Annotated in this window: 13 protein-coding genes and 1 pseudogene; 3 read left to right on the forward strand and 11 right to left on the reverse strand. The window is 71.1% G+C overall.

Annotated elements, in window-relative coordinates; translation table 11 throughout:
• Positions 1-107: 107 nt before the first annotated feature.
• Positions 108-1,787 carry a hypothetical protein gene (locus tag AB0878_RS45260; protein ID WP_366588785.1) on the forward strand — a complete coding sequence of 560 codons (1,680 nt, stop codon included), beginning with the start codon at positions 108-110 and terminating at the stop codon, positions 1,785-1,787.
• 60 nt (positions 1,788-1,847) lie between these two features.
• Here AB0878_RS45260 and AB0878_RS45265 read toward each other — a convergent pair whose 3' ends face one another.
• The 7 genes and pseudogenes from AB0878_RS45265 to topA all read right to left on the reverse strand — a co-directional run bounded on the left by AB0878_RS45265 (position 1,848) and on the right by topA (position 12,568).
• Positions 1,848-3,047: a DNA polymerase III subunit delta' gene (locus AB0878_RS45265; RefSeq protein ID WP_366588787.1), complete on the reverse strand. Its 1,200-nt coding sequence runs from the start codon at positions 3,045-3,047 to the stop codon at positions 1,848-1,850.
• The gene (locus AB0878_RS45270; RefSeq protein WP_366588789.1) at positions 3,044-5,209 is read right to left on the reverse strand and encodes a dTMP kinase; all 2,166 of its coding nucleotides are present in this window, start codon (positions 5,207-5,209) and stop codon (positions 3,044-3,046) included. The genes AB0878_RS45265 and AB0878_RS45270 overlap by 4 nt, the downstream gene beginning before the upstream one ends.
• 140 nt (positions 5,210-5,349) lie before the next feature.
• Positions 5,350-5,988, reverse strand: a complete 639-nt coding sequence (locus AB0878_RS45275; RefSeq protein WP_366588792.1) for a hypothetical protein — start codon at positions 5,986-5,988, stop codon at positions 5,350-5,352.
• A 1,193-nt stretch (positions 5,989-7,181) separates the two neighbouring features.
• Positions 7,182-7,835, reverse strand: a complete 654-nt coding sequence (locus AB0878_RS45280) for an ESX secretion-associated protein EspG (protein ID WP_366588841.1) — start codon at positions 7,833-7,835, stop codon at positions 7,182-7,184.
• Positions 7,836-8,264: 429 nt separating this feature from the next.
• Positions 8,265-8,390 (reverse strand): annotated as a pseudogene (locus tag AB0878_RS45285) (ESX secretion-associated protein EspG); the annotation flags it as partial.
• Positions 8,391-8,468: 78 nt separating this feature from the next.
• A complete protein-coding gene (locus AB0878_RS45290) occupies positions 8,469-9,608 on the reverse strand; it encodes an MFS transporter (protein WP_366588794.1) in 1,140 nt (379 codons plus the stop codon).
• Between the two features lie 71 nt (positions 9,609-9,679).
• Positions 9,680-12,568, reverse strand: coding sequence for a type I DNA topoisomerase (gene topA, locus AB0878_RS45295; RefSeq protein WP_366588797.1), 2,889 nt, complete (start codon positions 12,566-12,568; stop codon positions 9,680-9,682).
• Positions 12,569-12,885: 317 nt separating this feature from the next.
• Here topA and AB0878_RS45300 point away from each other — a divergent pair, with 317 nt between their 5' ends.
• On the forward strand, positions 12,886-13,701 hold the full coding sequence (locus tag AB0878_RS45300) for a serine protease (RefSeq protein WP_366588799.1): 816 nt from the start codon (positions 12,886-12,888) through the stop codon (positions 13,699-13,701).
• Here the strand turns inward: AB0878_RS45300 and AB0878_RS45305 are convergent.
• Together AB0878_RS45305 and AB0878_RS45310 are read right to left on the reverse strand one after the other, a co-directional pair.
• Complete coding sequence (locus tag AB0878_RS45305; protein ID WP_366588801.1) at positions 13,698-14,417, reverse strand: hypothetical protein; 720 nt, start codon at positions 14,415-14,417, stop codon at positions 13,698-13,700. The two genes, AB0878_RS45300 and AB0878_RS45305, sit on opposite strands and share 4 nt — an antisense overlap.
• A 70-nt stretch (positions 14,418-14,487) precedes the next feature.
• Positions 14,488-15,795: an MFS transporter gene (locus tag AB0878_RS45310; protein ID WP_366588804.1), complete on the reverse strand. Its 1,308-nt coding sequence runs from the start codon at positions 15,793-15,795 to the stop codon at positions 14,488-14,490.
• Positions 15,796-15,847: 52 nt separating this feature from the next.
• On the opposite strand from AB0878_RS45310, the gene AB0878_RS45315 reads away from it, so the two are divergent.
• Positions 15,848-16,303, forward strand: a complete 456-nt coding sequence (locus AB0878_RS45315; protein ID WP_366588807.1) for a MarR family winged helix-turn-helix transcriptional regulator — start codon at positions 15,848-15,850, stop codon at positions 16,301-16,303.
• Positions 16,304-17,189: 886 nt separating this feature from the next.
• On the opposite strand, the gene AB0878_RS45320 is transcribed toward AB0878_RS45315, so the two are convergent.
• A complete protein-coding gene (locus AB0878_RS45320; RefSeq protein WP_366588809.1) occupies positions 17,190-17,774 on the reverse strand; it encodes a hypothetical protein in 585 nt (194 codons plus the stop codon).
• A gap of 160 nt (positions 17,775-17,934) precedes the next feature.
• Positions 17,935-20,196 (reverse strand): sodium-translocating pyrophosphatase, encoded by a 2,262-nt coding sequence (locus tag AB0878_RS45325; protein ID WP_366588811.1) that lies wholly within the window; start codon positions 20,194-20,196, stop codon positions 17,935-17,937.
• Positions 20,197-20,216 lie beyond the last annotated feature (20 nt).

Below are 20,216 nucleotides of genomic sequence, written 5' to 3' on the forward strand. Positions count from 1 at the left end.
GAACAAGTGTAGCGGAGGCCGTTGGCGTCACCTTGCGGGGGCCGCGTCGTTAGGGTCCTATGACCTCGGTCTCACTCCCCGCCCGGCCTACCTGGAGGACTCGGCACATGCGGCGAAGACTGCCCCGCGCGGTGGCCCTGCCCGCGGCAGCGGCGTTGCTGCTGCTCATCGCCGCGCCGGCGAGCGCGCAGGAGATCCCGACGACGCCGATTCCGCAGCCGGCGAACCCCACGCAGCCCCCGGCGTCCGCGCCGATCGGGCCGCAGCCGCTCGGCCACGCGGTGGGCGACGCGGGCACGGCGCTGGGCGTGTTGCGCCTGCTGCCGAACTCCGTGCCGACGTCGACGATCCTGCCCGGCTTCGGGCAGACGTTGCCGAAGCAGTCGGCGCTGGAGGCCGGGATGGGCCTGTCGAGCGCATCGGCGAACTCCGAGGCGTACCTGGCGTACGAGAAGTCGATCGCGCAGGCGTCGCCGTTCGGGGTGGCCGTCGGCGGCCAGGCGCCGCAGACGCCGGGCAGCGTGGTGCAGACCGCGCTGCCGGACAACCCCAAGCCGCTGTCCGGCGGGCTCAACGCACCGTCGAACCCGCTGCTCAACATCGGCGTGCTGAACGGCACCGCGCACGCCCGCTGGAGCGACTCGCTGGGCCCGTGCGTGGACACGATCGCCGACGCGAGCACGTCGGTGGCGAGCCTTTCGCTGCTGAACGTGATCCCGTCGCTGCCGCAGATCCCGTTGCTCGGCAACGGTGGACTGAACCTGCCGCAGGGCACGCAGCTCGCCCAGGGCTTCGACCCGGCCAAGGGCCTGCAGAGCCTCGGCGGCCTGCTGTCCGGCGGCGGCCAGACCGCGGCCGACGGCACCGGTTCGCTGCTGAGCCTGCCGAACACACTGTCGTCGCGTTCGCAGGTGAAGCTCGTGGACATCCCGGGGTCGAAGAACAAGGCGGTGCAGTCGTCGTCGACCCTGCAGGCCGCCGACATCGACATCCTCAAGGGCACGCCGCTGGAGCTGTCGATCAAGGTCGCCAGCCAGCCGACGCTCACCGTCACCTCCACCGGCGACGAGAAGACCTCGAAAGTCGACTACACCGCGCCCGTGCTGACCATCCAGGCCGGCGGCAAGACGCTGTACACGCTCGACGCGGCGCACCCGACCGAGGACATCCCGATCGGCCTGCCGCTCGCGGGGCTGAGCGACAAGTTCGGGCAGCTCAACTCGATCCCGGTGGTCGGCGGCCTCGTGTCCACGCTGACGAAGGGCATCCAGCAGGTCGGCGACACCGCGGGCACCGTCCTCGACCTCGGCGTCCTGCGCCTGTCCATCGCCGGTCTGGACCAGAAGGGCTCCGCCGCGACCACGCCGTACAAGGGCTACCAGCTCGGCGCGTCGGCACGGCTGTTCGACCTCCAGGTGCTCCCGACGAAGAACCTGAAGACCCTGCTCCCCGCCGGCGCCGGCGACAACCTCCCGTCGTCCCTGGCGCAGCTGTCCCTGGGGGAACAGGTCGCGCGCGCCTACGCCCCCACCGGCGGCGTCGTCTGCGGCACGACCGGCGTGACTCCCCCCGCCGCCGGCGGCCCGGCGCCCAAGGGGCCGGTGAAGAACCTCGCCTACACGGGCACCGCGTACGACACCGTGCCGCTCTTCTGGGCGGGCACGGCGATGCTGCTGATGGGCGTCGTGATGGTCGCGGCGTTCCCGAACCGCCGCCGCGTTGCCACGCCGGTGAAACTCCACTCCGACGACGCACCGCGCAAGCCTTCACCGCATCCGCGCGACTGAATTGCCACGCGAAACGGCCCGGTCACCTTCTCGGTGGCCGGGCCGTTGTCGTCGGTGCGGTCAGCCCTGGCGAAGCGTCGTCACCATGGCCTCCACGGCGATGCGCGGCTTGACGTTCAGCTCGATCGCCTCGCGGCACTCCAGGACGGCTTCCAGGCGGCGCAGCGTGGATTCCGGCGTCCAGGCCGCGGCGGCGGCGCGGATGTCGTCGGCGTGGTCCGGGTGGTTGAGCGTGGCGCCGGAGTGAGTGGTGGTGACGAGGACGTCGCGGTAGAAGCCGGCGAGGTCGACGAGCGCGAGGTCGAGCGTGTCGCGCTGGGTGCGGGTCGCGCGGGACTTCTGGCGTTTTTCGAGCTGCTTCACGGCGGCCTCGGCCGCGCGCTTGGCGCCGGCGACGCCCTTGCCGATGCCGTCGCCGCCCATGGCGGTGCGGAGTTCGGAGCGTTCGTTCTCGTCGCGGGCCTTGCTTTCCTCGCCGGCGTCGGCCTCCGCGGCGCTGATCAGCTGGTCGGCGCTGGTGAAGACGTCGGCGGGGCGGCGCAGGCCCGTCGGGATCCGCAGCACGGTGGCGCGGCGCTGGCGCGCGGAGTCGTCCGTGGCGAGCCGGCGCGCGCGGCCGACGTGGCCGCCGCAGACCGACGCGGCCCACTGCGCGAGTGAAGGATCGACGCCGTCGCGCGCCACCAGCACCTGCGCGATGGCCTCGGGCGGCGGCGTCCGCAGCGTCACCAGACGGCACCGCGAGCGGATGGTCACCGACACGTCGTCCGGGTGGTCCGACGGCGCGCACAGCAGGAACACCGTGCGTTCCGGTGGCTCCTCGACGGCCTTGAGCAGCGCGTTCGACGCGCCTTCCGTGAGCCGGTCGGCGTCCTCGATGATCACGACCTGCCACTCACCCGTGGTCGGGCGCCGCGCGGCCGCCTGCACCAGCGCGCGCATCTCCGCGACCGAGATCGACAGGCCTTCGGGCACCACGAGCCGGACGTCGGCGTGGGTACCGGCCATCGTCGTGCGGCAGCCGGGGCACGCGCCGCAGCCGGTGCCGGTGCTGCATTGCAACGCGGCCGCGAACGTGCGCGCCGCGACCGAACGGCCGGACCCCGGCGGGCCCGTGATCAGCCACGCGTGCGTCATCGCGCCCGGCGGAACCGGCTCGCCCGCCACGATCTTCGCGGCCGCCGACGAAGCCGTCGACAGCGTTTCGACCGCCGGCTCCTGCCCCACGAGCTCGGCCCAGACGCCGATCGGCCCGGTCACTTCGCGTCCACTTCGGACACTTCCTGCGCGGGCGCGAGCTCGGCCTCCGCGACGGCGCCTTCGACGACGTCGGCCGTCGCCACCGCGTGGGTGCTGTGGTCCAGCTCCGGACGCTCGGCCGGCTCCGAAGGGGCGAGCCCGGACAGGCGGCCGACGAACACCGCCAGCACGGCCGTGCGAACGCGTGCGGCGACCTCGTCGTCGGTGCCGTCGGCGTCGACGACCACGTACCGGTCGGGGTCGGCCGCGGCCATCTCCGCGAGCAGGGTCTGGACCCGCCACTGGTCGTTCACCGACACCGACGAGTTGTGGTCGCGCTGGCCCGGATCGGCGTCGAGCAGCACCGTGAGGTCGGGGCGCAGCTTGCCCGTCGCCCAGTCGGCCAGGCCCTCGAGCTCACCCGCGTCGAGGCCGGCGACCGTGCACAGGTGCGCGAGCGGCGAGTCGACAAAGCGCTCCATCACCACCACGGACCCGGCGTCGAGCGCCGGCTGGATCTCGCGTTCGACCAGCTCCGCGCGCACCGCTGCGGCGACGAGGGCCTGGGCCCGCGCCCCGGTGAGCGACGCGTCGGAGATCAGCGAACGGAACCGCCGCTCGTCGAGCGCGGGGTCGGCAGCCAGCACCACGGGCCGGGTGCCGGTGCCGAGCCAGCGCGAGAGGCGCGCGGCCTGGCTGGCTGTGTTGATGGCCGTGGTGCCTTCGAGCGCGATGAGGAAACCGTTGACGCGCCGGGGTGCGCGGCGCAAGGCGTTGCGCAGGTCGGTGAGGATTTTCTCGCTGCGGCGGTCGTCCATCTGCCGGTAGGCGATCACACCGAGCAGCATCGCGAGCACGCCGCCGCCGATCATCACCGGGCGCGTGCCGTCGATGGTGACGGGGCTGCCCCACACGTTGATCTGGTGCGGGCGGACCAGGCCGATCAACGCCGGCGTGACGATCGTCGAGCCGAACAGCACGATCTTCAGCATCGACTGGTAGATCGCGTTGACGCGGCCGCGGATCGCGTCTTCCACGCGCGAGCCGATGATCGTGACGCCGGTGAGGAACGCGATGCCGGCGCAGAAGCCGGTGAGCGCCACGGCGATCACCGAGATCGCCAGGTGCGGCGACAGCGCGATGATCACCAGCGACAGCCCGGCCACGACGATCGAGATGCCGAACAGCCGGTCGTGCGGCAGCCGCCGCGCGAGTTTGGGCGCGAGGGCCATCCCGGAGGCGAGGCCGAGGAACACGGCGAGCACCAGCAGGTTGAACGCCGCGTCACCCGCGAGCAGCGACGACGAGTACGGCTTGGCCGAGGCCACCACCGCCCCGCCCGCGGCGAACGCGCCGAACGCGCCGATCAGCAGGCCGCGCACCAAAGGCGTGCTCTTCACGAAGCGCAGGCCGTCGCGCACCATGTCGCCGAAGCCGAACTTCTCTTCGTCGGCCTTCTTGACCTTCTGGTCGGGCAGCTTGTGGACGTCGCGCAGCGAGAGCTCGGGGATGCGCGTGGCGATGAGGATGCCGCTGGTCAGGTACAGCAGACCGTTGATGACGACGACGATCTTCGCGATGTAGAGATCGGCCGTCGCGCCTTGGAACAGGTGGAACGTGGTGTTGGCGCCGAGGATGAGCGCGTTGGCGCCGGCGGCGGTGATCACGGCGAGGCCGTAGGTCATCACCATGCCGAGCTGGTTGGCCGTCTCGACCTGGTCCGGGCGGCGCAGCAGGTTGGGCACCGCCGCGTCCTTCGACGGGATCCACATGATCGAGCAGCAGCCGACCAGGAAGTTCGCGACGAACAGCCACCAGGGCGCGCCGACGATCGCGATCGACAGCAGGAAACCGCAGCGCAGGAAGTCGCAGACGACCATCACCTTGCGGCGGTCGAAGCGGTCGGCGAGGATGCCGCCGATCGGCGCGAACAGCAGGCCGGGCAGCAGGTTCGTGAGCACCACGCCGACGAACGCGAAGTTCTGCGCGGTGTAGTTGTTGAGCAGCTTCGTGCTCAACGCCGTCAGTGCCAGCAGGTTCAGCCAGTCGGCGACACTGCACAGGTACGTGACGCCCCACAGCCGACGGAATGGTCTGATCGCCAGCACCCGACGGACGCGGTGGATCGTGGATGCCTCGGCGCTCGCCGAGGCACCCGATCCGGCGCCGGGTACCGACCGCACGCCTTCGCTGATACGCCCACCCCACTCGTCACGGCGGCGTCGGGAAACCCCGTTTCGGATCCCCCGACCGTGTCGTCAGGGTAGCCCGATCGCCGATCCGGACACGGCACCGGCCCGGGTGTGGCGGTGGTGGAGTGACGTCAGCTGAATAGGCCCGTCACACTGCTGACCAGGCTCGACACCATGTACAGCGCGATCACGACGAACACGATGAGCAGCACGACCGCGAGGATCACGCCCGCCGCGCTCGTCGACGGACGGCCCAGGTTCGGCATCCCGATGTTCGGCAGACCGCGCTTTTTGGCCTGCCGTTCGGCTAGTTCGGCCTCGATGTCGTCGTCGGCGACCTCGGCTTTCGCCTTCGGCCGGGGCCGCGGCACCCGCTTGAGCAGCTGCGGGGCGCGCGTGGGCCACGTCCGCTGCCGCGGCAGCAACCCGAGCGGCACGCCGTCGGGCTTCTCCTCGGCCGACTGGCTCGGCTGCGGCGTGCGCGCGGCCTCTTCCCGCAGCGCGGCTTCCACCATCCGCTTCACGGCCTCGGGGTCGTGCTGCACAGGCCGCGCGGTCGGCAACGGCCGCGACTCGTCCGCCGACGCCGCGGGCGCCGCCTCGGCCGCCGTGACCAGCCCGGCGAGCGGATCGGCAAACCGCTCCCCGCCGACGCTGCCGTCCAGCGTCCCGTCGCGCTCCGGCTGCGGGGCGCTGCGGGCGTTGGCGTTGGGGGCGCTTTGCGTGCCTTGGGGGGCATTGAAGAAGGGAGCCCCACCGCTCGTGCTCATGGTGACCACCTCACTACGGAATGTCCTCGCCTTCCAGTGTCGGCGACACTACCGGCTCCCGCATCCGCCCAATGGCCGCAGAAACGCTCGCGGCCACGCCGCCGACCGGACGGTCCCGCAGCAGTTTGCAGGCCACGGCCACCCCGGTCGACCGCCGAAAGCGACGTGCAGGGGTGATACCGGTCACGAGATCGGGCACTCTTCGTAATCGATCGTGGCCGGCGCGCTGGGGCCTGATCGCCGGCCGGGCGGGACGCCAGTCGGCCCCCCACCCGGCCGGCGATCAGGCCCGGCTCGACCGCATGGCGAACATCTGCCTCGCCACAGTCCGCGATCCCGGCTCGGCGACGGGCCGAGCTTCGCCGCCGCCGAACCACCTCAGCCGCGACCACAGTCGACACCTCCCATCCGACCGGCGATCAGGCGTGTCAACCGCCCGGAGAGCACCTGGCTCTCCACAATCCGCGGTCCCGGGGCAGCAACGGGTCGAACTCAGCCATCGCCGAACCATTCAGGCGCAACGGCAGTCGACGCCTCCCACCCGACCAGCAAACAGGCCAGGCTCATCCGCCCGCGAGCATCCGCTTCGCCACAATCCGCGATCCCGGGTCTGCGACGGATCGAGCTCGGCCGCCGCCGAACCACTTCAACCGTGACGACAGTCGACACCTCTCACCCGACCGGCGATCAGGCGTGAATCAACCGCCCGGAGAGCACCTGCCTCGCCGCCGTCCGCGATCCCAGGTCTGCGACGGGTCGAACTCAGCGCCCGTCGAACCACGGCAAACGCGACGACAGTCGCCACCTCCTGCTCGGTCGGCGACCAGGTCTGAATCGAACGCTCGGAGAGCACCTGCCTCGCCGCCGTCCGCGATCGCAGGTCGGCGACGGGTCGAGCTTCGCCGCCGAACCGCCTCAGCCGCGACGACGGTCCACACCTCCCGTTCGGCCGGCGATCAGGCCAGGCTCACCCGCCCGGTGGGGCACGCGTCGCCACAGATCGCAGTGCCGGCTCAGGTGGATGCCGCGACGGTCCGCCGTGCTCGGTCGGGACGGCACGAGCCGGCGGCCGAGCAAGCCAGGCGCCGGTGCGGCGCGCGCGTGGCTCCAGCGAGTCGGCCAGGCACCCTCAATGCCGGTCGCCTTCACCTCCGTTCCCGGTGCCCGAAGGCCCAGGCCGGGTGTTGTGCGGGTCAGGCATGGTTGCGCACCGCCTCGACGATCCAGGCTTCCGCCGTGGTGCGGGTGGCGGGTTCCCAGGTCATGAGCCAGCCGCCGTCAGGGCGGGCGGCGGCGCGGAACTGGTAGCGGCCCTGGTCGTTGTCGACGAGGCCGAAGGCGCCGTGCGGGTACTCGGCGAGGACGGCGTCGCGCACGGCCAGGTCGACGAGCACCGTGCCGAGGCGCGGGCGGGCGACGGCGGCGCGGATGACGTCGAGCGAGCCCCACGCGGCGCGCGGGACGAGGCCGCTGCGGTCGGTCTCGATGCGGATGGCCGGCCCCGGCCCCGGCGGACGGTCCGGCAGCCCGTCGAACACCCAGCCCGGCAGGGCGCTGAGCAGGCCGGACCGCAGCCGCGCGCGGCGGCCCAGCTTGCTCATCACGGTGGTGTAGTCCTCGTCGCCGAAGAAGCGCACCTCCCACGGCTCCGGGCGCGCCGGGAAAACACCGGTCACCACGCCGCGGATGAAGCCGCCCCGCAGCACGCGGTAGAGCCCGACGGCCTCCGCCGTCACCTGACCCTCGGGCACCAGGCCGAGCTCGGCCATGCCCGCCACGAACCGCGTGTACTGCTCGATCTCCTCGATCAACGAAGGCACCAGCGTGGGCCCGAACGACTGCCGCACCTGGTCGGCCAGGCTCAGCTCCTCCGCGCCCGAAGACCCAGAAGTACCCGAGGCCCCAGAAGACCCAGAAGCACCGTCGGCCCCGGCAGCTCCCGAGCCACCCCGCGCGCCGGACTCACCCGAGCGACCCGACCCGTCCCGAGGATCCCGGCCTTCCGCAGGCCCCGAACCGCCCCGAGCGTCCCCGGCACCAGGCTGCCCCGAGCCCTCCGAGCCAAGGCCCCAGCCATCCGCACCGCCGGACGACCCCGACCCTCCCCGAGACTCCGAGCCTCCGAAAAAGCCCGTGCCTCCGGCCGCACCGGAACCGGAATCTCCACCGGCCTCCCCATCGCCTCGGGAATCCGTACCACCACGGGACCCCGGGCCACGAGAACCCCGGCTCCCAGGCGGCCCCGAACCGCCGGAACCGGAACCACCCACCCCCTCCAGCACGGGTGGCACCGTGAACTGCGGGTCGTAGAACTCCATCACCGACGGCCGCTCCGGAACCTCGGCCCGGAGCGGCGCGATGACTTCGTCGATGACGTCGAAGACTGCGGTCGCTGAACTCACCCCTCCATTGAACACCCTGGTACCGACAATTTTTCGAACTTTTGTTCGACTCGCCGCCACCTTGCGCCGAACGGTCGGTCAGCGGGCCGGAACCGGGGCCGCCCGCATGGTCGGAGCCAGGAAGTACACCGACACCACCAGCGCCCCGACCACGCCCAAAGTCCAGTGCAGCCCGATGCCGCCGGCCAGGGCGCCGATGAGGACCGGCCCGACGAGAAAGCCGAAGTAGCCGCACGCCGCCACGGCCGCGATCGCGCGCCCCGGCGCGGAAGGCTGCTTGCGACCGGCCGCGCTCCACGCCAGCGGCACCATGCCGGACACCCCGAGTCCCACCACGGCGAACCCGGCCACCGCGAACCCCGGCACCGGCACGGCGACCACCAGCACGAACCCGGCCACCGTCACCAAGGTCGCCACCCGCATGAAGAGCACCACCCCGAACCTCGCCACCAGCCGGTCGGCCACCACCCGGACCGCGATCATCGTGATCGAGAACGCGAAGTACCCCAGCGACGCCAGAGCAGCCGACGCGACCGTGACGTCGCGCAGGTAAACCGCGCTCCAGTCGTTCACCGTCCCCTCGGCCACGAAGCCGCAGAACGCGATCACCCCGAGCGGGATCAGCGCCTTGCCCGGCAGCGCGAACGCCGCGTCGCCCTGGCCGCGGTCGGCGCCCGGCAGGAAACGCGTCGACGCGGCCAGCGCGACCACCAGCAGCACCACGCCGGTCACGGTGAAGTGCACCCCGATCGGCACGCGCTCCAGCAGCGCGCCGACGCCGGAGCCCAGCAGCCCGCCGACGTTCCAGAACGCGTGGAACCCCGCGAAGATCGGCCGCCCGTACGCCTCCTCGACGCGCGCGGCGTGGGCGTTCATCGACACGTCGAGCAGGCTGTTGCCCACGCCGAGCACCACGAGCGCACCCACGAAAGCGACCAGGTCCGACGCCAGCGCGGCCAGCGGCAGGCCCGCGCACAGCACCGTGGCCCCGACCACGACACCCCGTCGGCTGCCGATCTTCGTGAGCAACGGCCCGGCCGCCACCAGCGCCACCACGGACCCGGCCGCCAGGCCGAACAAGCCGATCGCCAGCTGCCCCGCGCTCAGCCCCGCGTGGGCCTGCGCCGCCGGGATCCGCGCGGCCCACGTGGCGAACGCCGCCCCGCACACCGCGAACACCACCGAAACGGCCGCCCGCGCACGCCGCGTCTCCTGCATCGAAACGTCCCCCAGACGCGAAGAAGGGGCCACCCGAAAGTCTCGGGTGGCCCCGACGGAAACTCCGCCTGCTACTTGGCCTTCGCGGTGCTCGCCTTCTTCGCGGGCGCCTTCTTGGCCGTCGTCGTCTTCGCCGCGGCGGCCGACTTCGTGGCCGAAGCCGACTTCGCCGCCGTGGACTTCGCCGGCGCCTTGCGCGTCGTCGTGGTGCGGCGCTTCGGGGCCGGGCCCTTCGCCCGCTTCTCCGCCAGCAGCTCCGCGCCGCGCTCGGCCGTCAGCTCCTCGATGCTGTCGGACTTCCGCAGCGTCGCGTTGTACTCGCCGTCAGTGACGTACGGGCCGAAGCGACCGTCCTTGACCACCATCGGCTTGCCCGACACGGGGTCGTCGCCGAGCTCCTTCAGCGGCGGCTTCGCCGTGGCCGAGCGGCCCCGCTGCTTCGGCTCCGAGTAGATCTTCAGCGCCTCTTCCAGCGTGATCGAGAACAGCTGGTCCTCGGTCTGGATCGAGCGCGAGTCCGTGCCCTTCTTCAGGTACGGCCCGTAGCGCCCGTTCTGCGCGGTGATCTCGTCACCCGACTCCGGGTCCTTGCCCACCACGCGCGGCAGCGAAAGCAGCTTCAGCGCGTCTTCGAGCGTCATCGTCTCGATGGACATCGACTTGAACAACGAGCCCGTACGCGGCTTCGGCTGCTTCGCCTTGGCGGCCTTCTTCTGCGCGGCCGTCGCGCCCTCGGGCAGCGGCTCCGGCTCGGGCAGCACCTCGGTGACGTACGGGCCGAAGCGGCCTTCCTTCGCCACGATCTCGTGCCCGCTCACCGGGTCGACGCCCAGCTGACGGCCTTCCTGCGGCGTCGCGAACAGCTTCTCCGCGATCTCCGACGTCAGCTCGTCCGGCGGGAGGTCCTCGGGCAGGTTGGCGCGCTGCGACTGGCCGTCGACCTCGCGCTCCAGGTACGGCCCGTAGCGACCCACGCGCACGACGACCTTGTGCCCGTCGGCGTCGTTGAACAGCGGGATCGAGTTGATCTCGCGCGCGTCGATGCCCTCGACGCTGCCGTCGACCAGCTTCTTCAGCCCGCCGAGCCGCCCGACCGAGCCCTCCACGCCGAAGTCGCCGCCGAAGTAGAACTTCTGGAGCCACTCCACGCGCTGCTCGTCGCCGTTGGCGATGCGGTCGAGCTCGTCCTCGAGACCGGCGGTGAAGTTGTAGTCCACCAGGCGCTCGAAGTGCCGCTCCATCAAGCCGATCACGGCGAACGCGACCCACGAGGGCACCAGGGCGGAGCCCTTCTTCCACACGTAGCCGCGGTCCTGGATGGTCTTGATGATCGACGCGTACGTCGACGGGCGGCCGATGCCCAGCTCTTCCAGCTTGCTCACGAGGCTGGGCTCGGAGTAGCGCGCGGGCGGCGAGGTGGTGTGGCCGTCGGCCGACAGGTCGGACGCGGTCAGCCCCTGGTCCTTCACCAGCACCGGCAGGCGGCTCTGCTTGTCGTCCGCCTCGCCGCCGGCCTCGGTGTCGACGGCCTCGACGTAGGCCTTCAGGAAGCCGGCGAAGGTGATCGTGCGGCCCGAAGCGGCGAAGGTGCACTCCTCGCCCGAGGTCGCCGTGCCGACGATGCGCACCGACATCGTGGTGCCCTTCGCGTCGGCCATCTGCGACGCGATCGTGCGCTGCCAGATCATCTCGTACATGCGGAACTCGTCGGAGTCCAGCTCGCCCGCGACCTGGCCCGGCGTGCGGAACACCTCGCCGGACGGGCGGATCGCCTCGTGGGCTTCCTGCGCGTTCTTCACCTTGCGGGTGTACTGCCGCGGCGAAGGCGACACGTACTCCTTGCCGTACAGCTGCGTCGCCTGGCTGCGGGCGGCCGAGATCGCCGACTCCGACAGCGTGGTCGAGTCGGTACGCATGTAGGTGATGTAACCGTTTTCGTACAGCTTCTGCGCGATCCGCATCGTGCGCTCGGACGTGAAGCGCAGCTTGCGGCCCGCTTCCTGCTGCAGCGTCGAGGTCATGAAGGGCGCGTACGGCTTCCGCGTGTACGGCTTCTCCTCGACGCTGGACACGGTGAAGTCGCGGTTGGCCAGGGCCTGCGTCAGCGCCTGCGCCTCGGCCTCGCCGAGCACGCGGATCTCCTTGGCCGTGCCCTTGAGCTGACCGTCGGAGTCGAAGTCGCGGCCGGTGGCCAGGCGGGCGCCGTCGACGCCGACCAGGCGCGCCGGGAACGTCTGCGGCGAAGCGTCCTCGCCGGCGTCCATCGTCGCGGAGATGTCCCAGTACGAAGCCGAGGTGAAGCGCATGCGCTCCCGCTCACGCTCGACCACGATCCGCGTCGCGACGGACTGCACGCGGCCCGCCGAGAGCTTCGGCATGACCTTCTTCCACAGCACCGGCGAGACCTCGTAGCCGTAGAGGCGGTCGAGGATGCGGCGGGTCTCCTGCGCGTCGACGAGGTCGACGTCCAATTCCCGGGTGGCATCCGCGGCCGCGCGGATCGCCTGCTCGGTGACCTCGTGGAACACCATGCGGCGCACGGGCACCTTGGGCTTGAGCGTCTCGAGCAGGTGCCACGCGATGGCTTCGCCCTCGCGGTCGGGGTCCGTGGCGAGGTAGAGCTCGTCGACGTCCTTCAGGAGGCCCTTGAGCTCGGTGACCTTGGACTTCTTGTCCGGCGTGACGATGTAGAGCGGCTTGAAGTCGTTGTCGATGTCCACGCCGAGGCGCGCCCACGACTCGCCCTTGTACTGGGCCGGCACGTCGGCCGCGCCGCGCGGAAGGTCGCGGATGTGCCCGACGGAGGACTCGACGACGTAGTTGCCGCCAAGGTAGGGGGCGATCTTTCGGGCCTTCGTAGGCGACTCGACGATCACCAGCCGCCGAGTCCCGGCGCCGTTCGTCCCGGTGCCGTCCTTCTTGGTCCGTGCTCCTGCCACGCTGCCCTGCTCTCCACTCATCCCCGCGCCATCGCCCTCGATGGCGGCGGCACTCCTTTTACCCCTCGACGAGGGGTGCTGCGCCCGCGTCTTCGACCTGCCAGTGTGCACGCCCGCACCGGCCGCGCAGCGGCTAGGTGGCCTGACACGCCGCCCGGCCCCTGCCCGTCGGATCGCCTGTGACCTCGGCGATGTTTCCTCTCCACACCTAGCACGTGATTCCGGACACGTGCCGTGCAGGGTATCTCGCGATCACGCCGATACCCTCCGTTCGACGGTGGTGGACCCGACGTTGGCACCGCTTCACTTACTACCTCGTCGAGCCGAAAGGAACCACCATGACCCGACGCCTGCTCGGTGGCGTGCTCGCGGCCGTGGCCGCGTTTGCCCTGGTCACCGCCCCCGAGGCGAGCGCCGCGACCACCACGTTCTCCGGCACGGTGGCGCTGTCCAACTGCTCCGGCTCGGTCGTCAAACCGGCCGGAACGCCGGACACGGCACCCGCGCTCGTACTTTCCAACGGTCACTGCCTGGAGTCGGGTTTCCCCGACCCCGGCGAGGTCATCGTCGGCCGGCGGTCCACTCGGACCTTCAGCCTTCTGTCGTCGGACGGCAAAAGTTCACTCGGGACGCTGAGGGCCAAAAAGGTCGTGTACGCGACCATGACCGACACGGACGTGTCGCTCTACCAGCTCGACACGACGTACGCGGCGATCAAGCAGAAGTACCGGGTCTCCCCGCTCGAGCTGGTGGCGGCGCACCCGGCCGCGGGCACGCACATCGACGTGGTCTCGGGCTACTGGAAGACCATCTACTCCTGCTCGATCGACGGGTTCGTGCACGAGCTGCACGAGAACGGCTGGGTCTGGAAGGACTCGATCCGCTACACACCCGAGTGCAAGACCATCGGCGGCACGTCCGGCTCCCCGATCGTCGAGACCGCGACCGGCAAGGTCATCGGCGTGAACAACACGTCGAACGACGACGGCCAGCGCTGCACGCTCGACAACCCGTGTGAGGTCGACGGATCCGGGAACGTGACCGTGCATCCCGGTATCAAGTACGGCGAGGAGACGTTCGGTATTCCCGCGTGCCTGACGGCGGCGAGCGAAATCGACCTCAACCGGGCCGGGTGCACGCTGCCGAAGCCTTAGCCGACGGCCTCCAGGACGTCGCCCAGCAAATACTGAAGGGGACTCTCGCCGCCTCCGCTGCGGCGTGAGTCCCCTTCGGTGCGTTCGGGCCGGGTTTCCTCGCGGAGCTCCGGCAGCTCGGGCCACGCGGCCTCCGCGCCCGCGGGCGCTTCGCCGATGAGCTCCAGCAGCCCGTCGAGCTTGCGCCGCCCGGTCAACCGCGCGGCAGGCTCCTCGGCCTTGGGCCCCAGCAACCGCGCGTGGACGCCCAGCGGCGCCAGCGCGGCCAGCAGATCGTCGTGCAGGTGGGGCGCCAGCGGGTCCATGCCCAGCAGGTAGCCCGACGGCCCCTGCCGCCCCGCGGCCAGCGCCCACATGCGCAGCATCGCGCCACTCAGCCGGAAGCCTTCGGGCAGCGCTTTGCCCGAATCGTCTTCGGACGGACCCGAGCATCCCCGCCGCAGCCACTGCACCGACAGCGGCAGCAGGTCGACCCGGAACGACGTGCGCACCTGTGGCCGCCCGCACTCCCGCACCGCCACCTGCGCATCGGCCCCGCGCCGCCGGCACTCGCGCGCCAGCACCCGGGCGCGCCACTGCTCGTCGACGTCCACGGACAGCCGCGCCGCCGTGCGCCCGAAGCCGGTGATCTGCCCTTGGCAGCACAGCAGGCCGGCCAGGTCCGAAAGCCCCGGGCCGCTCGCGTCTGCGGAGAACAGCGAGATCGTGCGATCCACGCGGATCATGATAGAACACAAGTTCGATCGGACGCGAGGGTTGCGCGGCGGATTTTCGCCGATCGGGCGATCATGCCGGCACGCGTTCGTCGGCGCCGCGCGGCGCGATGACCACGGCCACCACCATCGCGGCGGCGGCGACGAGGAACACCGCGGGCAGCGTGAGCAGGCCGAAGACGGCGATGCCGAGGCAACTGCTGATCTGGCGCGCGAAGGTGAGCGTGGCCATGCCGGCGCCGAGGATGTCCTTCGGTGCCCAGGACTGCGCGAGCAGGGTGCAGGCCTGCATGGACAGGCCCAGCGCGGCGCCACTGCATGCGAGCCCTACGACTCCGACGACTCTCGCCGGGTCCAGCAGCGGGAGTGCCGCCGTGGCAAGGAGTCCGGCCACGCCGAGGACCAGGCCGAACCGGCCCCACGCCGTGACCTTCGGCCACCTGCGCGCGAGTACCGCGAAGCCCGTCGTCGCCAGCACCTGTCCGACGCTCATCGGCAGGAGCAGCAGGCCCGTGGCCACCGGGCGCGCGTCGCCGAGGGCGAGCGGGACATAGGTGAAGCTGCCGAACAACGCCACACCCGTCAGGAACGTGACGGCGACAGTCCGTGCGAGGCCGGCGTCGGCGAACAGCCGGGGTGGAACGAGCGGCGCGGTGGCACGCCGTTCGACCTGCACGAAGGCCACGGTCGCGACCAGCGCGACGGCCACCAGGACGGGCGCCTCACCGCTGCCGCCGCTGCCGAGCATGACGACACACCCACCGGCGACCGCGACCAGAACCGCGCCCGCCCAATCGAACCGGATTCGGCCCGCGCGTCGCGTCCCGGGCACCGAGCGAGCCCCGAGGAATAGGGACACAACACAGATCGGCAGGTTGATCAGGAAGATCGACCACCATCCCGCGACGGCCGCCAACAGGCCACCCAACGGCGCCCCACCGATCGACGACACCGCGAACACCGCCGTCAGCCAGCCTTGCCGCCGCACCAGCTCGTCGCGATCGAACAGCTCCGCCATGGCCGCGACGGCGGCCACGATCAGCCCGCCCCCACCCAGCCCCTGCACCGCGCGAAACCCGATCAACACGGCCAGGTCCGGCGCCAGCGCACACCCCACCGACCCGACGGCGAACGTCGTCACCGAGCCGACGAACATCCGCCGCCGCCCCCACCGATCACCGAGACTCCCGTGCACCGGCGTGGCGACCGCGACCGCCAGCAGGTACGCCGCCGTCACCCCACCCACCGAGCCCGGATCACCCAGGTCCGCGCCGATCGACGGCAACACCGCCACCACCACGCTCGTGTCGAGCGAAGCCATCAGCATCCCCAGCACGAGCGCGGCGAACGCGACGTCGCGGCCACGGAAAAGTATGTGCATATCGCACACGTTATGCATGCGAATCGCACACAGTCAAGGTAGGGTGGCTGCCGTGACGCCACCCCTCACCGAAGCCGGCCCCGCTTTGTTCCGCCTGGTCAGGCACTGGTCCCGGCGCTGGACCGTGCGCACATCGACCGAACTCACGGGCGAGATGCGCCACGTGCAGCACATCCTCGCGGTCGAAGCCGTCGACACGGGCAGCGAGCACACCGACGAGGTGACCGTCGCGACCGTGGCGCACCACCTCGGCCTCGACCACTCCGGCGCCAGCCGCATGGTCCGCGACGCAACCGCCGCCGGCTACCTCACCCGCGGCACCTCGGGCCACGACCGCCGCCGGGCATCACTGGAACTCACGGACAGCGGCCGCGACCTGCTCAACGCCTCGCACCAATGGCAACGCCGAACCTTCAACGACCTCACCGCCACCTGGTCGCCCACCGACCGCCAACGCTTCGCCACCTACCTGATCCGGCTGACGACCGAACTCGACCTGGAGAGCTAGTCAGCGCGGGCGCGCTCGCACGGTCCGCGGTGACGGCGGCCGGTCACGCCTGATGCCTCGGCGCAAGATTTGCACCACACGCCGCCGCAGCTCACCGGCAGCGACCAGCTCACCGCCAGTCGCGCAGCAGCCGACCTTCAACGAACTCACGGCCACCCGCGCAGCGGCCAGCCGCCGGCTACCTCAACTCCCGACGATCGTCGGCCACGCCACGCACACCAGGCTCGGAACCGGCGTCAATGCACCTCATCGAACGCAGGCGCGAACTGCCGACGCGTCCCATGAATGGCAGCGACCGACGTTCGACCAGCTCACAACCACTCGCGCAGCGGCCGACCGTCGACTAGCTCAGCCGGCTGTTCGCGGGCGTTCACGTCTTGCGAAGCACCGTCGCCGCCGGGCGCCGCTGTCGCTCAGTGGACGCAGGCACGAGCTGCTCGACCAGTCCCAGCGACGGCCAGCGGCCGGCGTTCGACCAGCCCACCGCCACTCGCGCAGCAGCCGACCGCTGGCTGGCTCAAAAGCCCGACCGCGGTCGGCCACGTCTCGCGAAGCACCGCGGGTCAGGGTTGCCGCCGGGGGGGGCGTTGCTCATCGGCAGCGGTCGCGAACTGCTCGACGTGCCTTCACGAGCGACAGCGGCTGGCGTCCGACCAGCGCACCGCCGCCCGCACAGCAACCGACCGCCGGCTGGCTCAAAAGCCCGACCGCGGGCGGTCACGTCTCGCGAAGCACCGCGGAACAGGGCCGCTGCCTTGCGTCGCTGCTCACCGGCAGGGGCGCGAGCGGCCCACCGATGGCGGCGACCGGCGTCACCACACCCCGCCTCGATCTGCGCGCCAGCCAACCCCGGCCACCTCAGCCACCCAACCCAACAGCCACGTCGTCACCGTGGCGCCGGCGGCACCACCAGTTGCTGGCAGTCCGGCGCCCGCTTCCCCGCGGCCGAGAGTTCCGGCGTCGCGTTGAGGGCGTGGAGGACGTCGAGGGCGGAGACGTCGTCGAGGGTGGCGCGGGCGTCGCCGAGGGCGGTTTTGGTGGTGGCGGCGTCGGTGGCGGTGTCGAGGCGTTCGCGGGCGGTGTCGGCGCGCGAGCGGACGGACGAGAACTGCTTGAGCAGGTCGGTGCGGGCCTGGTCGTCGCCGGGGAGTGGCGGGGGGCCGACGCGGTTGAGGCCCTCGACGGTCTGGTCGATGCCGTCGACGACGGACGACAGGAGCCGGCTCGAGGTGCGGGAGGCCTGTTCGGGTGAGCTGGGGTCGATCGCCGGCAGGTTCGCGAGGGTGCGCACGAGGTGGGTGACCGCCGAGCAGTAGCCGTCCGCCCATCTCGCGGCCGGGTCGGCCTGGCTGGAGGGGTCTGCCTGCCCACCGCTGTGGGTCTGCGACACCGGCGGCTGCTGCCCGCAGCCGGCGAGGCCGATCCCGAGTGCCGTGACCAGCGCGGCTAGAACGGTCGACCGCGGCCGCACCGCGACACCTCCTGCCCGTCGACGTCCAGGTGCCCCCGACCGTACCGATCCGAGAATCATTCGCAAGTCACCCACCGGAGTGCGGGAGCAATTCCCGACACGCCGGGGCCCGGCACGCGAGCGGCGCGCCGGGCCCCGAAACGGTGTTCGATACGGCGGATCAGGCTTTCGCCTCCGCCGGGGTGTTCTCGATGACCGTGCCGCGTCGCTTGGACACGACGACCGCCGCGACGATGACCGCCAGCGCGACGACCGCGATCACGATGCGCCACGTGGTGTCGGCGCCGCCGCCCAGCGTCAGGGAGACGACCGCCGGCGCGATCAGCACGGAGACCAGGTTCATCACCTTGATCAGCGGGTTGATGGCCGGGCCCGCGGTGTCCTTGAACGGGTCACCCACGGTGTCACCGATGATGGTGGCCTCGTGCGCGTCGGAGCCCTTGCCGCCGTGGTTGCCGTCTTCGACGAGCTTCTTGGCGTTGTCCCAGGCACCACCGGAGTTGGCGAGGAAGATCGCCATCAGGGTGCCGGTGGCGATCGCACCGGCCAGGTAGCCGGCGAGCGCGCCCGTGCCGAGGCCGAAGCCCACGGCGATCGGGGCGAACACCGCGAGCAGACCCGGCGTGGCGAGCTCACGCAGCGAGTCGCGCGTGACGATGTCCACGACCTTGCCGTACTCGGGCCGCGTGGTGCCCTCCATGATCCCGGCGATCTCGCGGAACTGGCGGCGCACTTCCTGCACCACCGCGCCGGCCGCGCGCGAAACCGCGTTGACGGCCAGACCCGAGAACAGGAACACCACAGCCGCGCCGACGATCACGCCGACCAGCGTCGACGGGTTCACGACGTTGGCGATGAACGCACCCGTTCCGCCCACGGCCTTCGTGATCGCGTCCGAATAGGACCCGAACAGCGCCGTGGCCGCGAGGACCGCCGTGGCGATCGCGATGCCCTTGGTGATGGCCTTGGTGGTGTTGCCCACCGCGTCCAGCTCGGTCAGGATCTGCGCGGCCTTCTCGTCGACGTCGCCCGACATCTCGGCGATGCCCTGCGCGTTGTCGGAGACCGGGCCGAAGGTGTCCATCGCGACGATGACGCCGACGGTGGTCAGCAGGCCGGTACCGGCGAGCGCGACCGCGAACAGTGCGACACCGCCACCCAGCAGGTACGCGCCGAACACGGCGGCACCGATCACGAGCGCGGTGTACACGGCGGACTCGAAACCGACCGAGATGCCGGACAGGATCACCGTGGCGGCACCGGTTTCCGACGTCTTGGCGACGTCCTGCACCGGCTTGTGCTCGGTGCCGGTGTAGTAACCCGTGAGCTTCAGGATGATCGCGGCGAGCACGATGCCGATGATCACGGCGACGGTCGCGATGACCGCCGGGTTGCCGCTGTTGCCGGCGAACTCCGCACCGAAGTCGGAGAAGCTGCTCGGCAGGTACACGAACGCCGCGACGGCCGACAGCACCGCGGAGATCACCGCGGAGATGTAGAACGAGCGGTTGATCGTGACGAGACCACCCTCGCCCGCGCGCGCCTTCGTGATGTACACGCCGATGACGGCGGTGATGACACCGATGGCCGGCACGATGAGCGGGAAGATCAGGCCGCTGGAACCGAAGGCGGAGCTGCCCAGGATCAGCGCGGCGACCAGCATGACCGCGTAGGACTCGAAGAGGTCCGCCGCCATGCCGGCGCAGTCGCCGACGTTGTCACCGACGTTGTCGGCGATCGTCGCCGCGTTGCGCGGGTCGTCCTCGGGGATGCCCTGCTCGACCTTGCCGACCAGGTCCGCGCCGACGTCGGCGGCCTTCGTGAAGATGCCGCCGCCGACACGCATGAACATCGCGATCAACGCGGCGCCGAACCCGAAGCCCTCCAACACCTTCGGGGCCTGGCCCGTGTAGACGAGCACGACGATCGCGGCACCGAACAGGCCGAGGCCGACGGTGATCATGCCGACCACGCCGCCGGTGCGGAACGCCACGCGCATCGCGATCTCGCGGCCGCCTTCTTCGCGCGCCGCGGCCGCCACGCGCAGGTTCGCCTGCGTCGCGAGCCACATGCCGAGGTAGCCGATGGTGAACGAGAACACCGCGCCGACGAGGAAGAAGATCGAGCGGCCGATGCGCTCGTTCCAGTCGTCGGCGGGGAGCGCGAACAGCAGCAGGAACACGATTACGCCGAAGATGGCGAGGGTGTTGCGCTGCCGCTTCAGGTATGCGGCCGCACCTTCCTGCACCGCCTTGGCGATGTCCTGCATCTTGGCGGTGCCCTGGCCCGCGGCCAGCACCTCCCTGAGCAGCACGTAACCGATGGCGAGTGCGGCAAGGGCGACCACGGCGACCACACCGACGATGGTGTAGCCACCCCCGGAGAGCGTGAGACCGCCCTCCGCGAGGAACTGCCGGGACATTCGTCCTCCTGGGAACGCCG

The organism is Amycolatopsis sp. NPDC047767 (assembly GCF_040704195.1).
Classification (GTDB): Bacteria; Actinomycetota; Actinomycetes; order Mycobacteriales; family Pseudonocardiaceae; genus Amycolatopsis.

Coding starts and splice junctions, on each gene's coding strand:
- AB0878_RS45260 (WP_366588785.1), top strand. CDS start 108: ATGCGGCGAAGACTGCCCCGCGCGGTGGCCCTGCCCGCGGCAGCGGCG.
- AB0878_RS45275 (WP_366588792.1), bottom strand. CDS start 5,988: ATGAGCACGAGCGGTGGGGCTCCCTTCTTCAATGCCCCCCAAGGCACG.
- AB0878_RS45290 (WP_366588794.1), bottom strand. CDS start 9,608: ATGCAGGAGACGCGGCGTGCGCGGGCGGCCGTTTCGGTGGTGTTCGCG.
- topA (WP_366588797.1), bottom strand. CDS start 12,568: ATGAGTGGAGAGCAGGGCAGCGTGGCAGGAGCACGGACCAAGAAGGAC.
- AB0878_RS45300 (WP_366588799.1), top strand. CDS start 12,886: ATGACCCGACGCCTGCTCGGTGGCGTGCTCGCGGCCGTGGCCGCGTTT.
- AB0878_RS45310 (WP_366588804.1), bottom strand. CDS start 15,795: ATGCACATACTTTTCCGTGGCCGCGACGTCGCGTTCGCCGCGCTCGTG.
- AB0878_RS45325 (WP_366588811.1), bottom strand. CDS start 20,196: ATGTCCCGGCAGTTCCTCGCGGAGGGCGGTCTCACGCTCTCCGGGGGT.